General features: G+C 59.0%; 23 protein-coding genes. 20 read left to right on the plus strand and 3 right to left on the minus strand.

The annotated features are described in order from the left end of the window. Window positions 1-11 precede the first annotated feature (11 nt). From AB3G88_RS05840 to recX, 16 genes are all read left to right on the plus strand, one after another. Window positions 12-629, plus strand: a complete 618-nt coding sequence (locus AB3G88_RS05840) for a hypothetical protein (RefSeq protein ID WP_400530576.1) — start codon at window positions 12-14, stop codon at window positions 627-629. Continuing rightward, window positions 630-887, plus strand: coding sequence for a phage tail assembly chaperone (locus AB3G88_RS05845; RefSeq protein WP_191958243.1), 258 nt, complete (start codon window positions 630-632; stop codon window positions 885-887). It abuts the gene before it with no gap. Window positions 888-971: 84 nt separating this feature from the next. Beyond that, window positions 972-1,145, plus strand: coding sequence for a hypothetical protein (locus tag AB3G88_RS05850; protein ID WP_191958244.1), 174 nt, complete (start codon window positions 972-974; stop codon window positions 1,143-1,145). A gap of 2 nt (window positions 1,146-1,147) precedes the next feature. Beyond that, window positions 1,148-2,314: a phage tail sheath protein gene (locus AB3G88_RS05855; RefSeq protein ID WP_480453469.1), complete on the plus strand. Its 1,167-nt coding sequence runs from the start codon at window positions 1,148-1,150 to the stop codon at window positions 2,312-2,314. After that, window positions 2,314-2,820, plus strand: a complete 507-nt coding sequence (locus AB3G88_RS05860; protein WP_044272192.1) for a phage major tail tube protein — start codon at window positions 2,314-2,316, stop codon at window positions 2,818-2,820. The genes AB3G88_RS05855 and AB3G88_RS05860 overlap by 1 nt, the downstream gene beginning before the upstream one ends. A 180-nt stretch (window positions 2,821-3,000) precedes the next feature. After that, window positions 3,001-3,582: a phage tail assembly protein gene (locus AB3G88_RS05865; RefSeq protein WP_099583544.1), complete on the plus strand. Its 582-nt coding sequence runs from the start codon at window positions 3,001-3,003 to the stop codon at window positions 3,580-3,582. Then, on the plus strand, window positions 3,579-3,704 hold the full coding sequence (locus AB3G88_RS05870) for a hypothetical protein (protein ID WP_256673698.1): 126 nt from the start codon (window positions 3,579-3,581) through the stop codon (window positions 3,702-3,704). The genes AB3G88_RS05865 and AB3G88_RS05870 overlap by 4 nt, the downstream gene beginning before the upstream one ends. Before the next feature lie 6 nt (window positions 3,705-3,710). Next, window positions 3,711-5,933 carry a phage tail tape measure protein gene (locus AB3G88_RS05875; RefSeq protein ID WP_480453470.1) on the plus strand — a complete coding sequence of 741 codons (2,223 nt, stop codon included), beginning with the start codon at window positions 3,711-3,713 and terminating at the stop codon, window positions 5,931-5,933. Beyond that, on the plus strand, window positions 5,933-6,316 hold the full coding sequence (locus AB3G88_RS05880) for a phage tail protein (RefSeq protein ID WP_099583465.1): 384 nt from the start codon (window positions 5,933-5,935) through the stop codon (window positions 6,314-6,316). Before AB3G88_RS05875 ends, AB3G88_RS05880 begins: the two co-directional genes overlap by 1 nt. Continuing rightward, complete coding sequence (locus AB3G88_RS05885; RefSeq protein ID WP_044272200.1) at window positions 6,309-6,521, plus strand: tail protein X; 213 nt, start codon at window positions 6,309-6,311, stop codon at window positions 6,519-6,521. The genes AB3G88_RS05880 and AB3G88_RS05885 overlap by 8 nt, the downstream gene beginning before the upstream one ends. Window positions 6,522-6,530: 9 nt before the next feature. Continuing rightward, window positions 6,531-7,532 carry a phage late control D family protein gene (locus tag AB3G88_RS05890; RefSeq protein WP_480453471.1) on the plus strand — a complete coding sequence of 334 codons (1,002 nt, stop codon included), beginning with the start codon at window positions 6,531-6,533 and terminating at the stop codon, window positions 7,530-7,532. 22 nt (window positions 7,533-7,554) lie between these two features. Beyond that, window positions 7,555-8,112 (plus strand): glycoside hydrolase family 19 protein, encoded by a 558-nt coding sequence (locus AB3G88_RS05895; RefSeq protein ID WP_158878470.1) that lies wholly within the window; start codon window positions 7,555-7,557, stop codon window positions 8,110-8,112. Continuing rightward, window positions 8,100-8,594: a lysis system i-spanin subunit Rz gene (locus AB3G88_RS05900; RefSeq protein ID WP_191958249.1), complete on the plus strand. Its 495-nt coding sequence runs from the start codon at window positions 8,100-8,102 to the stop codon at window positions 8,592-8,594. Before AB3G88_RS05895 ends, AB3G88_RS05900 begins: the two co-directional genes overlap by 13 nt. An 81-nt stretch (window positions 8,595-8,675) precedes the next feature. Further along, on the plus strand, window positions 8,676-9,176 hold the full coding sequence (locus AB3G88_RS05905) for a nicotinamide-nucleotide amidohydrolase family protein (RefSeq protein ID WP_191958250.1): 501 nt from the start codon (window positions 8,676-8,678) through the stop codon (window positions 9,174-9,176). 84 nt (window positions 9,177-9,260) lie between these two features. Next, window positions 9,261-10,319 (plus strand): recombinase RecA, encoded by a 1,059-nt coding sequence (gene recA / locus AB3G88_RS05910; RefSeq protein ID WP_032891767.1) that lies wholly within the window; start codon window positions 9,261-9,263, stop codon window positions 10,317-10,319. Between the two features lie 8 nt (window positions 10,320-10,327). Continuing rightward, window positions 10,328-10,795 (plus strand): recombination regulator RecX, encoded by a 468-nt coding sequence (gene recX / locus AB3G88_RS05915; RefSeq protein ID WP_003189043.1) that lies wholly within the window; start codon window positions 10,328-10,330, stop codon window positions 10,793-10,795. Between the two features lie 61 nt (window positions 10,796-10,856). On the opposite strand, the gene AB3G88_RS05920 is transcribed toward recX, so the two are convergent. Then, complete coding sequence (locus AB3G88_RS05920) at window positions 10,857-11,969, minus strand: LOG family protein (protein WP_480453472.1); 1,113 nt, start codon at window positions 11,967-11,969, stop codon at window positions 10,857-10,859. 290 nt (window positions 11,970-12,259) lie between these two features. Then, window positions 12,260-12,694, minus strand: a complete 435-nt coding sequence (locus AB3G88_RS05925; RefSeq protein WP_099583459.1) for a PA3611 family quorum-sensing-regulated virulence factor — start codon at window positions 12,692-12,694, stop codon at window positions 12,260-12,262. Between the two features lie 179 nt (window positions 12,695-12,873). On the opposite strand from AB3G88_RS05925, the gene AB3G88_RS05930 reads away from it, so the two are divergent. The 3 genes from AB3G88_RS05930 to AB3G88_RS05940 all read left to right on the plus strand — a co-directional run bounded on the left by AB3G88_RS05930 (window position 12,874) and on the right by AB3G88_RS05940 (window position 14,934). Then, window positions 12,874-13,593 (plus strand): tRNA-uridine aminocarboxypropyltransferase, encoded by a 720-nt coding sequence (locus AB3G88_RS05930; RefSeq protein ID WP_099583458.1) that lies wholly within the window; start codon window positions 12,874-12,876, stop codon window positions 13,591-13,593. A gap of 252 nt (window positions 13,594-13,845) precedes the next feature. Next, on the plus strand, window positions 13,846-14,496 hold the full coding sequence (gene erdR, locus AB3G88_RS05935) for a response regulator transcription factor ErdR (RefSeq protein ID WP_112193797.1): 651 nt from the start codon (window positions 13,846-13,848) through the stop codon (window positions 14,494-14,496). Between the two features lie 75 nt (window positions 14,497-14,571). After that, complete coding sequence (locus tag AB3G88_RS05940) at window positions 14,572-14,934, plus strand: diacylglycerol kinase (RefSeq protein ID WP_032891758.1); 363 nt, start codon at window positions 14,572-14,574, stop codon at window positions 14,932-14,934. Between the two features lie 3 nt (window positions 14,935-14,937). Here the strand turns inward: AB3G88_RS05940 and AB3G88_RS05945 are convergent, their stop codons facing one another. Then, window positions 14,938-15,864, minus strand: a complete 927-nt coding sequence (locus AB3G88_RS05945) for a LysR family transcriptional regulator (protein WP_480453473.1) — start codon at window positions 15,862-15,864, stop codon at window positions 14,938-14,940. Between the two features lie 124 nt (window positions 15,865-15,988). On the opposite strand from AB3G88_RS05945, the gene fpr reads away from it, so the two are divergent. Next, window positions 15,989-16,768, plus strand: a complete 780-nt coding sequence (gene fpr, locus AB3G88_RS05950; protein WP_003231344.1) for a ferredoxin-NADP reductase — start codon at window positions 15,989-15,991, stop codon at window positions 16,766-16,768. Window positions 16,769-16,845 lie beyond the last annotated feature (77 nt).

Below are 16,845 nucleotides of genomic sequence, written 5' to 3' on the forward strand. Positions count from 1 at the left end.
AGAGGTCAAGTATGGGTATTGAGCAAAAAATTGGTGACTTGGTCACTGCCGCGGACAACCTCACAACTGCGGTTAATGGAAAAATTTCTCAAATAGACAACCGTATGGACGTTGCGCGGGCAGAGTTTGATGATTTTCGCAGCAAAAAGGATATGGTCGGCGTAGTCGGTGCGGCAGGTTCAGTACAGCTCAACGTCTTCCAAGGCGGTGTGTGGGGTACGGGTGGCCCTCAAAAGACAGGCGCGTCAGGTGGGTTCTCCATCGTCGATCTAGGAACGTCAGCTGAAGTTTACATGCACTTCAAGTTGCCGGTTAATATCAATACTCACGATCAGATGTTCTGGTTCAATATTCGTGGGTATAGCTATGGTAGTGCAAGCATAGTAGATGAGACCGTAGTGGGTTATTGCTATTCGCCTCAGCGTGCGGTGTTGAATAAGTCTGTATTTGGGAATATGTCTCCGGGGATTTATACGGATGCCAGTGGTAATGTGATTATGCGGCTGAAGTTTCCAAGTATCTATGTGACTACGATCCGTATTGACACTATGCAAGTCGGTATTGGCGGCTTGTTTACGGTTGGTAGCATTGAGTCGAAGCTGTCGCTTACTGATAAGGTGGAGTTTTAAGTGAACGAAAAAGTTGAGTTGGATTATCAATATAAACCTAACCCCGAGTCTATTGCTCTTGCTGAATGGGCCTCTATTCGCACTCGTCGTCAACAGCTATTGGCTTCCACAGAGGCAATGCAGTCCTTAGACAGCTCACTGACTGACCTGCAACGTAGTGAGCTTGCGCTTTATCGACAGGCAGTGCGCGACGTCCCACAAGACTCGGGTGATCCCTACAAAGTCGAATGGCCAGAGTTGCCTGATTTCCTGAAATAACCCACCGCGAAAGCGGTTTTTTTTCGCCTCCCCAAAGCCCCTCCCGCAAGGGCTTTTGCATTTCCCACCCGGAGATTTCCACCCATGCCCACCCGCCAAACCTACACCGTCCTCGTCCCATTCCCCATCGGCAACGGCCATTGGTCCACCGCCGGCGAGGAGCTGGAACTGCTCGACGTCGAAGCATCCGCCCTGCGCACCGCTGGCCGTCTGGAACTGACCAGCGTCCTCAACTCCACCCCCAAGAAGGCTGAATAACCATGGCAGAGGTCCTGAACTTCGAGCACAACGGCATCACTGTGAATGCCACTGAATCTCCCGAGGCCATGGGCGGCCTTGGCGACAACGTCATTGGCCTGGTCGGCACCGCGCCGAATGCCCATGGGTCGATCCCGAAAAACGCGCCGTTTCGCATCAACAGCTTCACCATCCAGGCGCTGCTGGACCCTACCGGCAACGAGTCGGGCACCTTGTTCCAGGCGGTGTACCAGATCCTCAAAGTGGTGAAGGTGCCGGTCTACGTGGTGATCGTCGAAGAAGGCGCGACCCCGGCCGACACCATCAATAACGTGATCGGCGGCAACGACCCCGTCACCGGCCGCAAGCTGGGCCTGGCGGCCTTGAGCAGTGTTCCTGAAGACTTGACCATCATTGGCGCACCGGGCTTTACCGCCACCAAGGCTGTGGCGGGTGAGTTCGCCTCCTTCGGCAAGCGCATCAAGGCCCGTGTGGTGCTGGATGGCAAGGACGCTTCGGTGGCCGACCAAGTGACCTACAGCGGCGAACTGGGCGGTGCCGACTTGGGCTTCGACCGTTGCCTGCTGGTGCACAACATGCCGTCGGTGTATTCCAAGGCGGCGAAGAAGAATGTGTTCCTCGCGCCGTCGTCCCTGGCCATCGCCGCATTGGCCAAGGTCAAACAGTGGGAAAGCCCGGGCAATCAGGTGACGTTCGCCGAGGATGTTTCCCGCGTCGTTGAGTACAACATCCTCGACACCTCCACCGAAGGCGATCTGCTCAACCGCTATGGCGTGAGCTACTACGCCCGCACCATCCTCGGCGGTTTCTCGCTGCTGGGTAACCGCTCCATCACCGGCAAGTTCATCAGCTACGTCGGCCTGGAAGATGCCATCAGCCGCAAGCTGGTCAAGGCCGGCCAGAAAGCCATGTCCAAGAACCTCACCAAGTCCTTCATGGACCAGGAGGTCAAGCGCATCAACGACTGGCTGCAAACCCTTGTGGCCGACGAAACCATTCCCGGCGGCAGCGTGTACCTGCACCCGGAACTGAACAGCGTCGATAAGTACAAGAACGGCACCTGGTTCATCGTCATCGACTACGGCCGCTACGCGCCGAACGAACACATGGTTTATCAACTCAACGCCCGCGATGAAATCATCGAGCAGTTCCTGGAGGACGTTCTCTAATGTTTACCAACCGAGTCAGACAGGCCATTGCGGCCACCCTTCAAGGCCTGCCGTTGTCGGCAACCGTTGATTCCTTCACGCCGCCGAAGATCGAGTTCGAGATGGACCCGATGACCGGTGGGCGCTTCATCGCCGAGGAGGTCGCCAAAAGCGCCAAAGTGCTGAATGCAACCCTGGTACTGCAAGGTGTTGGCGCCCAAGTCCTGCTGGCGCTTGGCGTCACCCAGGGTGACGACATCCTGTTGAACGTGCGTGAAGCCGGTCAGGATCAGGACGGCAAGACCTATTTCACCTACCACACCGTGGGCGGCAAGCTGAAGTCCCTGGCCGAGACGGCGCTGACCATGAACGCCAAGCCGGTCACCACTCTGGAATTGTCCTGCCGTACCTACAACCGTCTGGAAAATGGCATTCCAGTGATCGACATCGACGTGCGCACCCAGAAGTTCGTGCTCAACGGTGTCGACATTCTTGGCGATGCCCGCCGCGCGGTGCTGATGCCTTAAGGGCCGGCGCAATCTGAAGCGAGCACGGGCAAGGTGGGAGCTGGCTTGCCTGCGATGCAGGCGACTCGGTATCGCTGGAGCATCGAGTGGATGCCATCGCAGGCAAGCCAGCTCCCACAGGGGCAGTGCTCAGGTTTAGATTTTTCACACTTTTCAACACCGCTCAACAAGGAATTCCCCATGGCCTGGATGCCACCGTTGCACATCCTGCTGTCCCCGATCACCGCCGACACCGGTGCAATGATCGAGCAAGTTCAACTCAAGCCGTTGTTCTACGCCGCGCAGAAAGACGCGCTGGCCCGGGCCGGTGATGACGAGGACGACCAGTTCTTCGAACTGGCGAAACTCGCCACCGGCCTGTCGGAAAAAGAGCTCGACCAACTCAAGCGCCCGGACTACGTGAGCATTGCGCAGTACGTACACGAAATGTCGACCCGGCCTGCATCGTTTTTTCTCGCGCAAACCGATAGCCCGCGCGAGTCGTTGACGTGCGAACAGGTTGCCCTGCTGCTGCCGCTGGACGCGAGCGGTCGCACTCTCACCAGCGTCACCCTGGAAATGCCCGCCTTGCGCGCTACCAAGGTGATGAAAAAACTGGCCACTAACAAAGACCGGGCCGAGTTCATCACCGCTCACTGCACCGGCCTGATGATTCCCGATCTTGCCGGCCTGACCGTCCCCGACTGGACCGAGCTGCAGGAGCGCATCGACGATTTTTTAAACAAACCGGCGGACTTCTTTCGGAACGCGACATCGAAGTGATCCTCGATGTAGTGCCGCTGGTTTACTCGGTAAACGAAGCGGAAATCCTCGACTGGGAAGCCGGCAAAGCATTGCGCCGCTACGACATCGTGATCAGTCGTCTTGGCGTCAAACAGGAGTAGAGCGCAATGGCAGATAGTAATCATGGAGCAGGGTCAGCCATTGCCAAGGATGGCGTGTTGACTCAGGGCGCACTTCAGATGACAGGAATGCAGGCCAGTCTCAAACCTATCACCCAAGCGCTGCCGAGCCCACTTGAGGTGGCACCGGGGAGTGCGGCGAGTTTGGCACTGGCATTGGCCGATGCCAGCTTGCAGATCAAGCATCTGGCGGACGGGCAGGTACGGTTGGTCGATACGTTGGAGCTGTTCAACGTCTCGTTGCTCAAGGTGATGGACGCCCGGCAAGCCGAAGCTGCCGGGAACGCAGAGGGTACGAAGATCACCGCGGCTGCCGACAAGCGTACACCCTCGCAGGCGCTGGACGCCGCGATGACCGACCTTGATCAACTGTTGAGGTTTACCCGCAATGAGCGCAAGGCATTGCGCGAAGCCAACCTTGCCATGGCATCCGAGCCGGTGGTGGCCGCCAGTGGTGCCAGCGCCGTCGACCTCGTTAAGGTTGAGTATGCCGCCGCCCGCACAGGTATCGGCAGCGATCGTAAGGACGCTTCAGGCAATATTGACCCCGTCGGGCGCCAGGCAGACCTGCAGCAGTTTACCCGCGATGCCGCAATCATGGCGACCGCGTTCAAGATCGACGTCAAAAATGCCGGCGAACTCATGGGCGGTTGGCGCGAGTCCATGCAGCTTGATCGCGCACAGGCCTTGGACCTGGCCGATGCAACAAACGTGCTGGGCACCCAGGTATCGCTCAAGGCTGAATCGGCGGATATCGGCGCTATCGTGCAACATCAGGGCGCTGCCGCGAAGGCTGCGGGCATGAGCCCCGAACAGGCAGCAGCGCTTTCGGCGGCGTTGTTGAGCGCAGGTAACAGCAAGGCTGTTGCCGGTGCCGGGCTGGAAAAAATCAGCGCGGTCCTGGCTAAAGGCGACAACGCCTCTGCAGGGCAACGCAGCGCCTGGGCAGCGCTCAAGCTTGATCCAAAAGTACTCGCGGCGGGCATGAAACAGGACGCCCCGCAGGCCGTACTTACGGTGCTGGAGGCCCTCAAATCGCAACCTGCAGAACGGCAGGCGATGCTGGCGACGCAGTTGTTTGACGGCAACCAGACCATTCTGAGCCTGGTGCCGGTGATCGACAGCGTGAAACAGGCCTTTTCGCTGGTGGCCGAGAAATCCACCTACGCTACTTCCACGTTGGGCGATCAGGGTTCGGTCCTGCGCTCGGCCACGGTTCGTGCGGACTCTACTTACGCACGTCGGCAAGCCTACGAGGCCAGTACCACACGCTTGAGCACCGCCTCTGATACAGCGCTGGCCCCCGTTGTGGATGCCTCGCTGACCGCAATGAACGGCTTGGTCAGTGGCGTGGCTTGGCTCGCGGAAGGCCTGCCCAAGGCTGCCGCTGCCGTCACCCTGGCGGGGGCGGTGCTGATCCCGGTGGTTTCCGGTGTTTTCGGTGCCGTGAAGGACAAGATTTTCGAAAAGGTCGCAGGGAAAGTGCTCGGAGAGGGGCCGGCAGCAGGGAATAAAACCACGCCGCCGGACAGCCAGCGCAAAGCCCCGAGTAATGACGGGCACAACGCTAATCTCCCGTCGGCCTCCGGTCCTGGTATCTCTGGCAACGCTGCGAAGGTGAGCACGCTGGCCAAAGGGGCCTCCCTCAGCCTGGTGGTGGCCCAGGCCGGTATCGAGATGACGCAAGGCGCGATGACCGGGAACCTGGGTAAAGCGGTTGGCACCAGCGTGGGCTCGATCGGCGGCGGTGTTGCCGGCGGTGTCGTTGGTGATGTGGCGGGGATGGCGATTGGTCGTGCGGTCGGCACGCTGGCGGGAGCTGTTATCGGTTCGGTCGTTCCGGGTGCCGGCACAGTGTTGGGCGGTGTGATGGGCGGCGTCGCCGGGGGCGCAATCGGTAAGGTAGTCGGTGGTGCCGTGGGCACTTTCGTGGGCAGTGACGTCGGTGCGTGGCTCGCTGAAAAAGTGATGGGGACAGGCGATCGCCTGCCATCGCCCACAGAGGTCAGCAAAAACCTCAACGCCCCTCAAGCCGACAACCGCCAAATCAACTTCGCCCCGCAAATCACCATCACCGCGCCTGAGCAAGCCAGCCATCAACAGCTGGCGGCGCTCGTGGTGCAACAGATCGAAGCGCAATTTACCCCGCTGTCGATGGACAACCTGCTGGCGACCCGACGCGGCGCAGCACTCACCGATGGAGCTGTGTGATGCGACAACAGATGGTCTTGGGTACTTTTATTTTCGGGCTGTCCCGTGGGTTCGCCTACGACACGCTTGATCGTGGGAGCAGCGGGGGCTGGGTCAGTCTCGACATCATTGCCGGCAAACCTAAATCCAGCCAGGTCGGCCAGGGGCTCGAAACGCTGGCATTCGGCGGCAAGGCTGCGCGCGCCAAGGGCATGGCGCGCCTGGATGAGTTGCGCGCCCTGCAGGCCCTGCGGACGCCGTTGCCGTTGGTGGACGGATTAGGGCGTAACTGGGGGTTATGGACCATCAAGTCGATCAGTGAAAAACAAGCCAGCGTGATCGACGATGGTACGGCCATGGTGATCAATTGGTCGTTGGTACTGGAGGAGTTCGTCAATGCGTAGGGTTCGAAGTATTGCCGGCGACTCGGTGAACCTGTTGCTCTACCGCCAACTGGGGCGCAGTGATGATGCCGCAGAAGAGGCGTTGTGGCGCTTGAATCCGGAGTTGGCCGAACAGGGCGCAGTACTGCCTGCGGGCGTCAGTGTGCTGGTGCCCGAATTGGATGCGCAACCGGTCGCAAGTCGACCGGTTTCCGCCTGGGATTAAGGAGCCATTATGGCACTCGGATTTACACCTGTAGTGGAGCTTTACGGAACTAATGCCGCGCTATTCAACGAGCGGCTATTGGAGTGGGAACACACCGACGCAGCGGGGTTTGTGTCTGATCAACTGAAGCTGACCCTTGATATCGAGGGTCTTGAAGGGCTGCCCGATCTGGGCGGCAAAATTGGCCTGCGTATCGGCTACCTGGAATCGGGCCTGGTGGATAAGGGGGTGTTCAAGATTACCCAGCGCACGCCCTCGATGTTCCCATTGCGACTGGTGCTGGTGGCCACGGCGGCACCGTTCGACGAGCACGAATTCAAACAGCGCCGCACCGCCAGCCATGGGCCGATAACTCTGGGTGCGCTGTTTCGCCAACTGACCACCCGATACGGTTTTTCACCGCGTGTGGCGCCTGAACTCGACGGTGAGCCGATCGCGCACATCGATCAGACCAATGAAAGCGACATGGCTTTTCTGACGCGCCTGGCAAAGCGCTTCGATGCGGTGGCCAAACCTGTCGATGAGCTGTATGTACTGGGGCGTAAAGGCCAGATCAAGACGCTGTCGGGCAAGGCATTGCCGGATGTACGGTTGTCGATTACCCATGACAATCGTCCAGGCGAGCGCGCGTTCATCAGCGCCAGTTTCACCGACACCAGCCGTGCCAAATACAACGGCGCGCAAACGTCATGGTGGGACGCGGCAGCCGGAAAACAGCGTGTCGTCAAGGTGGGCATCGCACCCTTCAAAGTGGTGACACAGCGATACCAGAGCGAGGACGAAGCACGCTCGGCGGCGCAGGGAGAGATGCGGCGGGTGGGGCGCGAAGGGTTGCAGATCGATGTGGTCTGCCCTGGTAATCCTTCGTTGGCTGCTGAAGGCCTGTTGCTGTTGGATGAGTCGTGGCCGGGGTTCATGCAAGGGCGCTGGTCGATTAAAACGGTGAAATCCAGGGGCGAGCGAAAAGGTGGCTATCGGAGTACGGTCCAGGCCAGCGGTTTGTCGGTGTAGATCCTTTCTTAGAGTAAAACCCATGGTAATCACACATGCTCAGCTTCTGGGTGTAATGCCTGGAGCCCGCCTTCGCGCGGGCATTTTTTTAACCTTTCTAAATGCTGCCTTTGCGGGGCACCAGATCAATACGGCCCGTCGCGTCGCCGCCTTCCTCGCCCAAATCGGTCACGAGTCTGCCCAGTTACAGTACGTGCGCGAATTGGGTAGCGATCAATACCTGAGCAAGTACGACACCGGCAGCTTGGCCGCGCGGCTGGGCAACACCCCTGAGGCGGACGGTGATGGGCAAATGTATCGGGGCAGGGGGCTGATCCAGATCACTGGGCGCCGTAATTACATGGCGTGCAGCCAAGCTCTGTTTGGTGACGATCGTCTGCTGCGACAACCGAAATTGCTGGAGCAGCCTCAATGGGCCTGCGAATCCGCCGCCTGGTTCTGGCAAAGCAACGGCCTCAACGAGCTCGCCGACAAAGGCCAGTTCACCACCATCACCCGGCGCATCAACGGCGGCCTCAACGGCCTGGACGACCGTTTGCAGTTGTGGGCGCGGGCGAAGGCGGTGCTATGCGTTTCCTAGGTGTGTTTCGCTTGGTCGGTGTGTGCCTGCTCATGGCGCTTGTGTGGCAGGTGCAAGCGTGGCGATACGGGGCGCAGTTGGAGCTGCAATCGGTGGTCCATGCACAGGCGCTCAGCCAGCAAAGCCAGGCAATTCTTCAGCAACAACAGGCCGAACAGGCCAAACGCCTGGCTCTTGAACAACAGCTCAACACCAGCGACCAGCACCACACCCAGGAATTGAACGATGCCCAACGCAACCAAGCTGCTCTGCGCGACCGCCTGGCCACTGCTGATGTGCGGCTGTCAGTCCTTCTCGACACCGTCGCCATTGGCTGCACAGTGCCTGCCGCCCCCACCGCCAGCGGCGTGGTTCATGCAACCTCGCGAGCCCGACTTGACCCGGCGCATGCTCAGCGAATTATCCGCATCACCGACGACGGCGATAACGCCCTGATCGCCTTGCGCGCTTGCCAGGCCTACGTGCAGGCCGTCGCGCATTAGTCTCTTGATGCACTCTGTGTCTTGCATGGTCGATGGGCTCCTGTAGGGTAGGCAAACCCCCGCCCATTCCTGGAGACGACCGTGAAGGAAATCACTCAACTGGCTGCCGAACTGGGGCGCCGTTTACAGGTGCTCAATGCGCACGTCACCACTGCCGAGTCCTGTACCGGCGGCGGTATTGCCGAAGCCATCACGAGGATTCCGGGCAGTTCGGCCTGGTTCGAGGCGGGTTATGTCACCTATTCCAACCGGCAGAAGACCCGGCAACTGGATGTGCCGGAAAAACTCTTCGCCAAAGTCGGGGCCGTCAGCCAGGAAGTGGTGGAAGCGATGGCCCGCGGCGCCCAGGAAAAAAGCCTGGCCCGATTCGCCGTGGCAGTCAGCGGCGTGGCCGGGCCCGACGGCGGTTCGCCAGATAAACCGGTGGGTACAGTGTGGTTGGCCTTCGGCGTGGGCGACGAGGTCACGGCCGAGCTTGAGCACTTCCCCGGCAACCGCGATGAGGTCCGCCGACAAACGGTAAAGGCTGCGCTAGAGGGCTTGTTGCGACGAGCTGCAGCAGAAATAGAAAATCAGGGGTAGGCGATCTACGATCTTTGTGGAACAATACTGTCTACTTATACAGGTGTTGGCCGCCCCGGCCTTATTGATTACGTGAGGACTTTAATGGACGACAACAAGAAGAAAGCCTTGGCTGCGGCCCTGGGTCAGATCGAACGTCAATTCGGCAAGGGTGCCGTAATGCGTATGGGCGATCACGACCGTCAGGCGATCCCGGCTATTTCCACTGGCTCTCTGGGTCTGGACATCGCGCTCGGCATTGGCGGCCTGCCAAAAGGCCGTATTGTTGAAATCTACGGTCCTGAATCTTCCGGTAAAACCACTCTGACGCTGTCGGTGATTGCCCAGGCGCAAAAAATGGGCGCCACCTGCGCGTTCGTCGACGCCGAGCACGCCCTGGACCCTGAATACGCCGGCAAGCTGGGCGTCAACGTTGACGACCTGCTGGTTTCCCAGCCGGACACCGGTGAGCAAGCCCTGGAAATCACCGACATGCTGGTGCGCTCCAACGCCATCGACGTGATCGTGGTCGACTCCGTGGCAGCCCTGGTACCCAAGGCTGAAATCGAAGGCGAAATGGGTGACATGCACGTGGGGCTGCAAGCCCGTCTGATGTCTCAGGCACTGCGTAAAATCACCGGTAACATCAAGAACGCCAACTGCCTGGTGATCTTCATCAACCAGATCCGTATGAAGATCGGCGTAATGTTCGGTAGCCCGGAAACCACCACCGGTGGTAACGCGCTGAAGTTCTACGCTTCGGTCCGTCTGGATATCCGCCGTACTGGCGCGGTGAAGGAAGGTGACGAGGTTGTTGGTAGCGAAACCCGCGTCAAGGTTGTGAAGAACAAAGTGGCGCCGCCATTCCGTCAGGCTGAGTTCCAGATTCTCTACGGTAAAGGTATTTACCTGAACGGCGAGATGATCGACCTGGGCGTGCTGCACGGTTTCGTCGAGAAGTCCGGTGCCTGGTATGCCTACAACGGCAGCAAGATCGGTCAGGGCAAGGCCAACTCGGCCAAGTTCCTGGCAGACAACCCGGATATCGCCGCCACGCTTGAGAAGCAGATCCGCGACAAGCTGCTGACCGCAGCCCCTGACGTGAAAGCTGCTGCCAACCGCGAGCCGGTTGCAGAAGTGGAAGAAGCCGATACTGACGTCTGAAGCAAAAGATGACTGTTGTACTGGATACACTCGTCGCCGTTCGGCGCACTGCGATGGACCTGCTCGCTCGCCGCGAGCATGGGCGAGTCGAGCTGACACGTAAGTTGCGCCAGCGTGGTGCAGAGCCTGAGATGATCGAAACAGCCCTCGACCGGTTGACGGAAGAAGGGCTGTTGTCGGAAGCCCGTTACCTTGAAAGTTTTGTGTCCTACCGCGCACGTTCCGGTTATGGCCCTGCGCGGATTCGCGAAGAGTTGAGCCAGCGTGGACTGCAACGTGCCGATATTGACCTCGCGCTACGTGAGTGCGGTATCAGTTGGCAGTCGCAGTTGGAGGAAACCTGGCGTCGCAAGTTTGCGGGCCACCTTCCGATTGATGCCAGGGAACGTGCGAAGCAAGGTCGCTTCTTGAGTTATCGCGGGTTTTCGATGGACATGATCAGCCGCTTGTTAAGTGGTCGGGATATGGACGACTGAACGCCAAAAAACAAAAGGCCCACTATGAAAATAGTGGGCCTTTTTTTTCGGCTGTAAAAAGTCACGCTGTCTCTGGCGTCATCCGTTGCTGCGCCTTGCCCTGAGCTTGCACCCAGTTCTCCGGCAAATTGATGTAATCCACCAATTCCCGCAAGCGCCCCTGGTCGCGACCATTAAAGTTAAACACCAGCCGCGTCAGATGGCTGAACCGTGCCTCATCATGCTCCTCACCGGTATAAGCGAGTTGCCGAAACTCACCGCTCAACCGCAGGCTGGCGAACTCACTCTGCAAATGGGCCAGCGCCCGATCGCTGAGCGGATGATTCATGCGCACCACAAACTCACGCTTCAACCAGCGAGTGGAGTGGAAGTTTGCATAAAACTGATTGATTTCTTCCACGGCCTCTTCAGCGCTATACACCAGTCGCACCAGCTTGAGGTCAGTTGGCAAGATATAGCGATTGGCTTCCAGCTGGCTGCGGATAAAGTCCAGCGCGCCTTGCCAGAACCCGCCACCCGGCGCATCCAGTAACACCACCGGTACCAGCGGGCTCTTGCCGGTCTGGATCAGCGTCAGCACTTCCAGCGCTTCATCCAGCGTGCCGAACCCGCCAGGGCATAACACCAGTCCATCGGCTTCCTTGACGAAGAACAGCTTGCGGGTAAAGAAGAAGTGAAAGGACAGCAGGTTGTCGGTGCCATCAATCGTCGGGTTGGCATGCTGTTCAAATGGCAGGGTGATATTAAACCCCAGGCTGTGCTCCAGGCCTGCGCCTTCGTGCGCCGCGGCCATGATGCCGCCACCACCACCGGTAATCACCATCAGGTCCGAGCGCGCCAGTGCTGCGCCCACTTCTCGGGCCAGCGCGTACAGCGGGCTTTCCACCGGCGTGCGGGCCGAGCCGAATACGGTGACTTTGCGCCGGTCCTTGAACTGTTCGAGCACACGGAAGGCGTTGTCCAGTTCACGGATGGCTTGCAGGGTGATCTTGGCATTCCAGCGGTTGCGGTCGTCCTGTGCCATGCGCAGCACGGTGAGGATCATGTCGCGGTATAGAGGGATATTCGGGCTGTCGGGGGCGATCAGTTGGAGTTGGGCTTCGACCTGCTGCGTGAGGTCGGCCCCGTTTTTTTCAAAATGCTGGAGCAGGCTGTCATTCGGTGCGTAAGGCATTCAACTTCTCCTTCTTGCAGGGCCGGGTAGCCGACGAGAAGTTCGCCGGAGGCTACGACACTACATGTGTCGCTGCTTGCCGCAGGGGGCAACCTTCTTTTGCCCTGAAAATGTTACAGAACAGCATGAAAAGTGCTGTGAGTGAGCGGTTGGGATGGCTTGATCATGAGCCGAAAAACCGTTGGCTGGCAACCGCTTATTGGTTGCTCAATACGGAGTCTAGCTGTTTGAGGGGCGTTGGAGCGGGGGGATGCGCGCCACTGAGAGCAGCGCGCGAACGTCAGATAGAATCACTTTTTCTTTTTTGCCGGTGCCGGGCAATCCGCTTCCACGAACTTCACCGATGCCACAGGACGGTTAGTCTTGTTCTCGGTGATTTCGTAGCGCATCACGGCGCCTTTGGCCATCAGCTCGCGGTAGCCTTTGTTCAGGCAAACGCTTTGCCCCAGTTGGAAATACACAGCCTTGGGGTTGGCGCGCATTTGCTCGGCGCGGTCGGACATCACACTCAAGTGATCGATCAACTGCATGCCTTCAACGGTGTAGGCCACTTCCAGGGTTTTTTCGTCGATTTCCCGGGGCAGGTCTTTGTTGCTCTCAGCCGCGACGCTTTGCAGTTTCCTGTTCATCTGGGCCTCCAGCAGCGAGGCCGCATGTGCGCCCACAGGCAACACCAGCGCAAGGGCGATGGATGGGGCGACAAAGCGCAGCATGGAACGCAGCATGAAACTCTCCTGATTCGGTTACTGGTGCATAGACCAGCCACTGCGCTGTGCGTTCAGTGGCGCGCGATTATAGGTGAGCCCTTGCCACTACAGCCAGGCGTATCGCTGGTAAACTGCGCCCACTTCAGCCTTTCACGAGTTCTATCCGTGTCGATTTACCCGTTCCAGCGGTGCATCCGATGAGTCACGCCGTTTCACGTCTGCGCACCCAGCGCCTGGCGCGTGCCATCAAGCCCTTCGTCAACCGTGGCTCCCGCGCCGAACGCTGCCCCGGCTGCCGGGTGATTCCAGAGTACTGCCTGTGCGCCTGGCGACCCAAGGTCGAGGCCCGGTCTGCGATGTGCTTGCTGATGCATGATGTTGAACCGATGAAACCCAGCAACACCGGCTGGCTGATCGCCGACGTCATCGCCGATACCACCGCGTTCCCCTGGGCGCGCACCGAAGTCGAGCCGGATTTGCTCACCTTGCTTGCAGACCCGCAATGGCAGCCTTATATCGTATTCCCTGGCGAATTCGTGGCGCCTGAACGGGTGGTCAGCGAAGTCATCGTGAAGGAGGGTAAGCGCCCGTTATTCATCCTGCTCGACGGCACCTGGAGTGAAGCGCGCAAGATGTTCCGCAAAAGCCCGTATCTGGAGCACTTGCCAGTCCTGAGCCTGGCGCCTGAGCAACTCTCGCGCTACAAACTGCGCCGCTCCAAGCGTGATGATCATTTCTGCACCGCCGAAGTCGCGGCGCTGTGCCTGGAGTTGGCCGGGGATGAAGTTGCCAGCGAAGTGCTGGACGCCTACCTCGATGTGTTCAGTACCCATTATCTGGCCGCCAAGTTCCAGATGCCTTTGGACGCCTGCGATGTCGTCCATACGCGACTTGCGCCCTATATACCGGCGGTATAGCCAGACGACGTTTGCATGATGGCACTGTAAACCCGCAACCCGCTAAAATGCCCACGGGCGTAGTGCTTGACCCCCCAGGCTACGCTGGGCATGCTGGGCGCCGATTGGGGCGCAACCGTGAGTTTTCGACGTCGTTTCACGTGCATTTGACGTTGAATGTGCCCTATGGCGATGGCTGCCTGGCCATTGCCGTGTGTACTGGCGAACCTTGAACCCATCAAGGCTGCCATAAAAAACAGGATCATTTAATCAATGGCCACATACGAAATCCTGATAGCCGATGACCACCCGTTGTTTCGCAGTGCGCTGCACCAGGCTGTAACGCTGGGCCTCGGCCCGGATGTGCGTCTGGTTGAAGTGGCCAGCATTGCCGAGCTGGAAACCCGCCTCACCGAAAAATCCGACTGGGACCTGGTGTTGCTCGACTTGAACATGCCGGGCGCTTACGGTTTCTCGGGGTTGGTGCTGCTGCGTGGGCAATACCCGCAAATACCGGTGGTGATGGTGTCGGCGCAGGAAGAAGCCGATGTGGTGGTGCGCTCCAAGGAGTTTGGTGCCAGCGGTTTCATCCCCAAGTCCAGCGCCATGGAAGACATCCAGAACGCCGTACGCAAGGTGCTGGACGGTGATGTCTCATGGCCGCCGCAAGCGTTTGAAGAAATCAACGTCTCCGACGAAGCCAAGGCCGCCCGCGATGGCTTGGCCAGTCTGACGCCGCAGCAGTTCCGGGTGTTGACCATGGTCTGTGAAGGCCTGCTGAACAAGCAGATCGCCTATGAGCTGAACGTGTCTGAAGCGACCATCAAGGCCCACGTTACGGCGATTTTCCGTAAGCTGGGCGTGCGTACGCGCACCCAGGCGGCGCTGCTCTTGCAACAACTTGAGTCAATTTCGCAGCATTAAGCTGTTGCCGATTCACGCTTTTTTGACTTTGCGTGATCTAGTTTTCCCACTTCTTTGGTTCAGTTGCCTACGTCTATGTCGCCTTTCAAGGGTCAAACCGGTATCAAACGTATCTTCAATGCTGGGGGTTATTCCCTGGATGGCCTGCGTGCGGCGTTCACCGGCGAGGCTGCTTTCCGTCAGTTGGTGCTGCTCAACGTCATCCTGGTCCCGCTGAGCTTTTTCCTGAACGTCAGCCGGGTCGAACGGGCGTTACTGATTGCAGTGTGCCTGCTGGCCTTGATCGTCGAATTGCTCAATTCGGCCGTGGAAGCGGCCATTGACCGCATTTCCCTGGACCGTCACCCCTTGTCGAAAAATGCCAAGGACATGGGCAGCGCCGCGCAATTCGTGGCACTGACCATGATTACCCTGGTGTGGGCCGTGATCCTGATCTGACGATCAGGCGATATTCGGCAGCACGATCTCGTCGCTGCGCTGAACCCCGGCGGTGAAGGCGCGGCACAGCTCCAGAAACTCGCGCATTGCCGAGGTCTGGTACTTCTGTTTATGCCAGATGAAGTAAAACTGACGCGCCAGGTCCAGGTCCGGGGTTTCCACCGGCATCAGGCTGCCTCGGCGGAACGCGTCGCGCAGCGCCAGGCGCGAGATGCAGCCAATCCCCAATCCAGATTCCACGGCGCGCTTGATTGCCTCGGTATGCTCAAGCTCCAGGCGGATATTCAGTGTGCTGCGGTGGTGACGCATGGCCTGGTCGAAGGTCAGGCGCGTGCCTGAGCCTTGCTCGCGCAGGATCCACGCCTCATGGGTCAGCTCTTCCATGGTGGCCACGCCGCGCTTGGCCAGATGATGCTGAGGCGCGCAGAACACCACCAGCTCATCCTCGACCCAGGTTTGCACCTCGATATCGGGGTGGCTGCAGTCGCCTTCGATTAGACCCAGGTCAATTTCGTAGTGCGCAACCTGGTGCACGATATTGGCAGTGTTCTGCACATGCAGTTTTACCTGGCTCTCGGGATGCTGCTGCATGAAGCTGCCGATCAGCAGGGTGGCCAGGTAATTGCCGATGGTCAGGGTAGCGCCGACGGCCAGGGAGCCGAAGCCCGACTTGCCGTTGAGCAGGTCCTCGATCTCCTTGGCCTGGTCCAGCAACGCTACGGCCTGAGGCAGCAGCTGATGGCCGAGGGCGTTCAGGCTCAGGCGTTTACCGGCGCGGTCGAATAATTGGCAGCTGGATTGACGCTCCAGCTCGGTGATCGAAGTGCTGGCGGCGGATTGAGATAAGGCCAGAAGGCCAGCAGCGCGCGAGACGCTTTCCTGCTGGGCGACGGCGACGAAGACTTGCAGTTGACGGAGAGTAAATCGCATATCGATATAACCGATAACCCTTATCTTAATAATCCAGTTAACAGATATTGTCGCCGCCATTAGAATGCTGTGCAATTGCGCACTTCATCTTTGGCGCAGACCCATTTCCAGGAGTCCCCCGTACATGAGCAACATGAACCACGAGCGTGTCCTCAGTGTTCATCACTGGAACGACACTCTGTTCAGCTTCAAGTGCACCCGCGACCCGGGCCTGCGCTTCGAGAACGGTCAGTTCGTGATGATCGGCCTGCAACAGCCCAACGGCCGCCCGCTCATGCGCGCTTACTCCATCGCCAGCCCAAACTGGGAAGAGCATCTGGAGTTCTTCAGCATCAAGGTGCCGGATGGTCCGCTGACTTCCCAATTGCAGCACTTGAAGGAAGGCGACGAGATCATCATCAGCAAAAAACCGACAGGCACCTTGGTGCTTGACGATTTGAAACCGGGCAAACACCTGTACCTGCTCAGCACCGGTACTGGCCTTGCTCCGTTCATGAGCGTGATCCAGGACCCGGAAACCTACGAGCGTTTCGAAAAAGTGATCCTGTGCCACGGCGTGCGTTACGTCAACGAAGTCGCCTACCGCGAGTTCATCACCGAGCACCTGCCGCAGAACGAATTCTTCGGCGAGGCCCTGCGTGACAAGTTGATCTACTACCCGACCGTGACCCGCGAGCCGTTCGAAAACGAAGGTCGCCTGACCGATCTGATGCGCAGCGGCAAGCTATTCACGGACATCGGCCTGCCACCGATCAACCCCGAGGACGACCGCGCCATGCTGTGCGGCAGCCCAAGCATGTTGGATGAAACCAGCGAAGTGTTGAACAGCTTCGGCCTGAAGGTTTCGCCGCGCATGCGTGAGCCGGGTGACTACCTGATCGAGCGTGCGTTCGTCGAAAAGTAATACAGAGTCAGTAACACCAGCGATCCAAAAAATGTGGGAGCTGGCTTGCCTGCGATGCAGACACCTCAGTGGTTCAG

It is taken from the genome of Pseudomonas arvensis, from assembly GCF_056688935.1.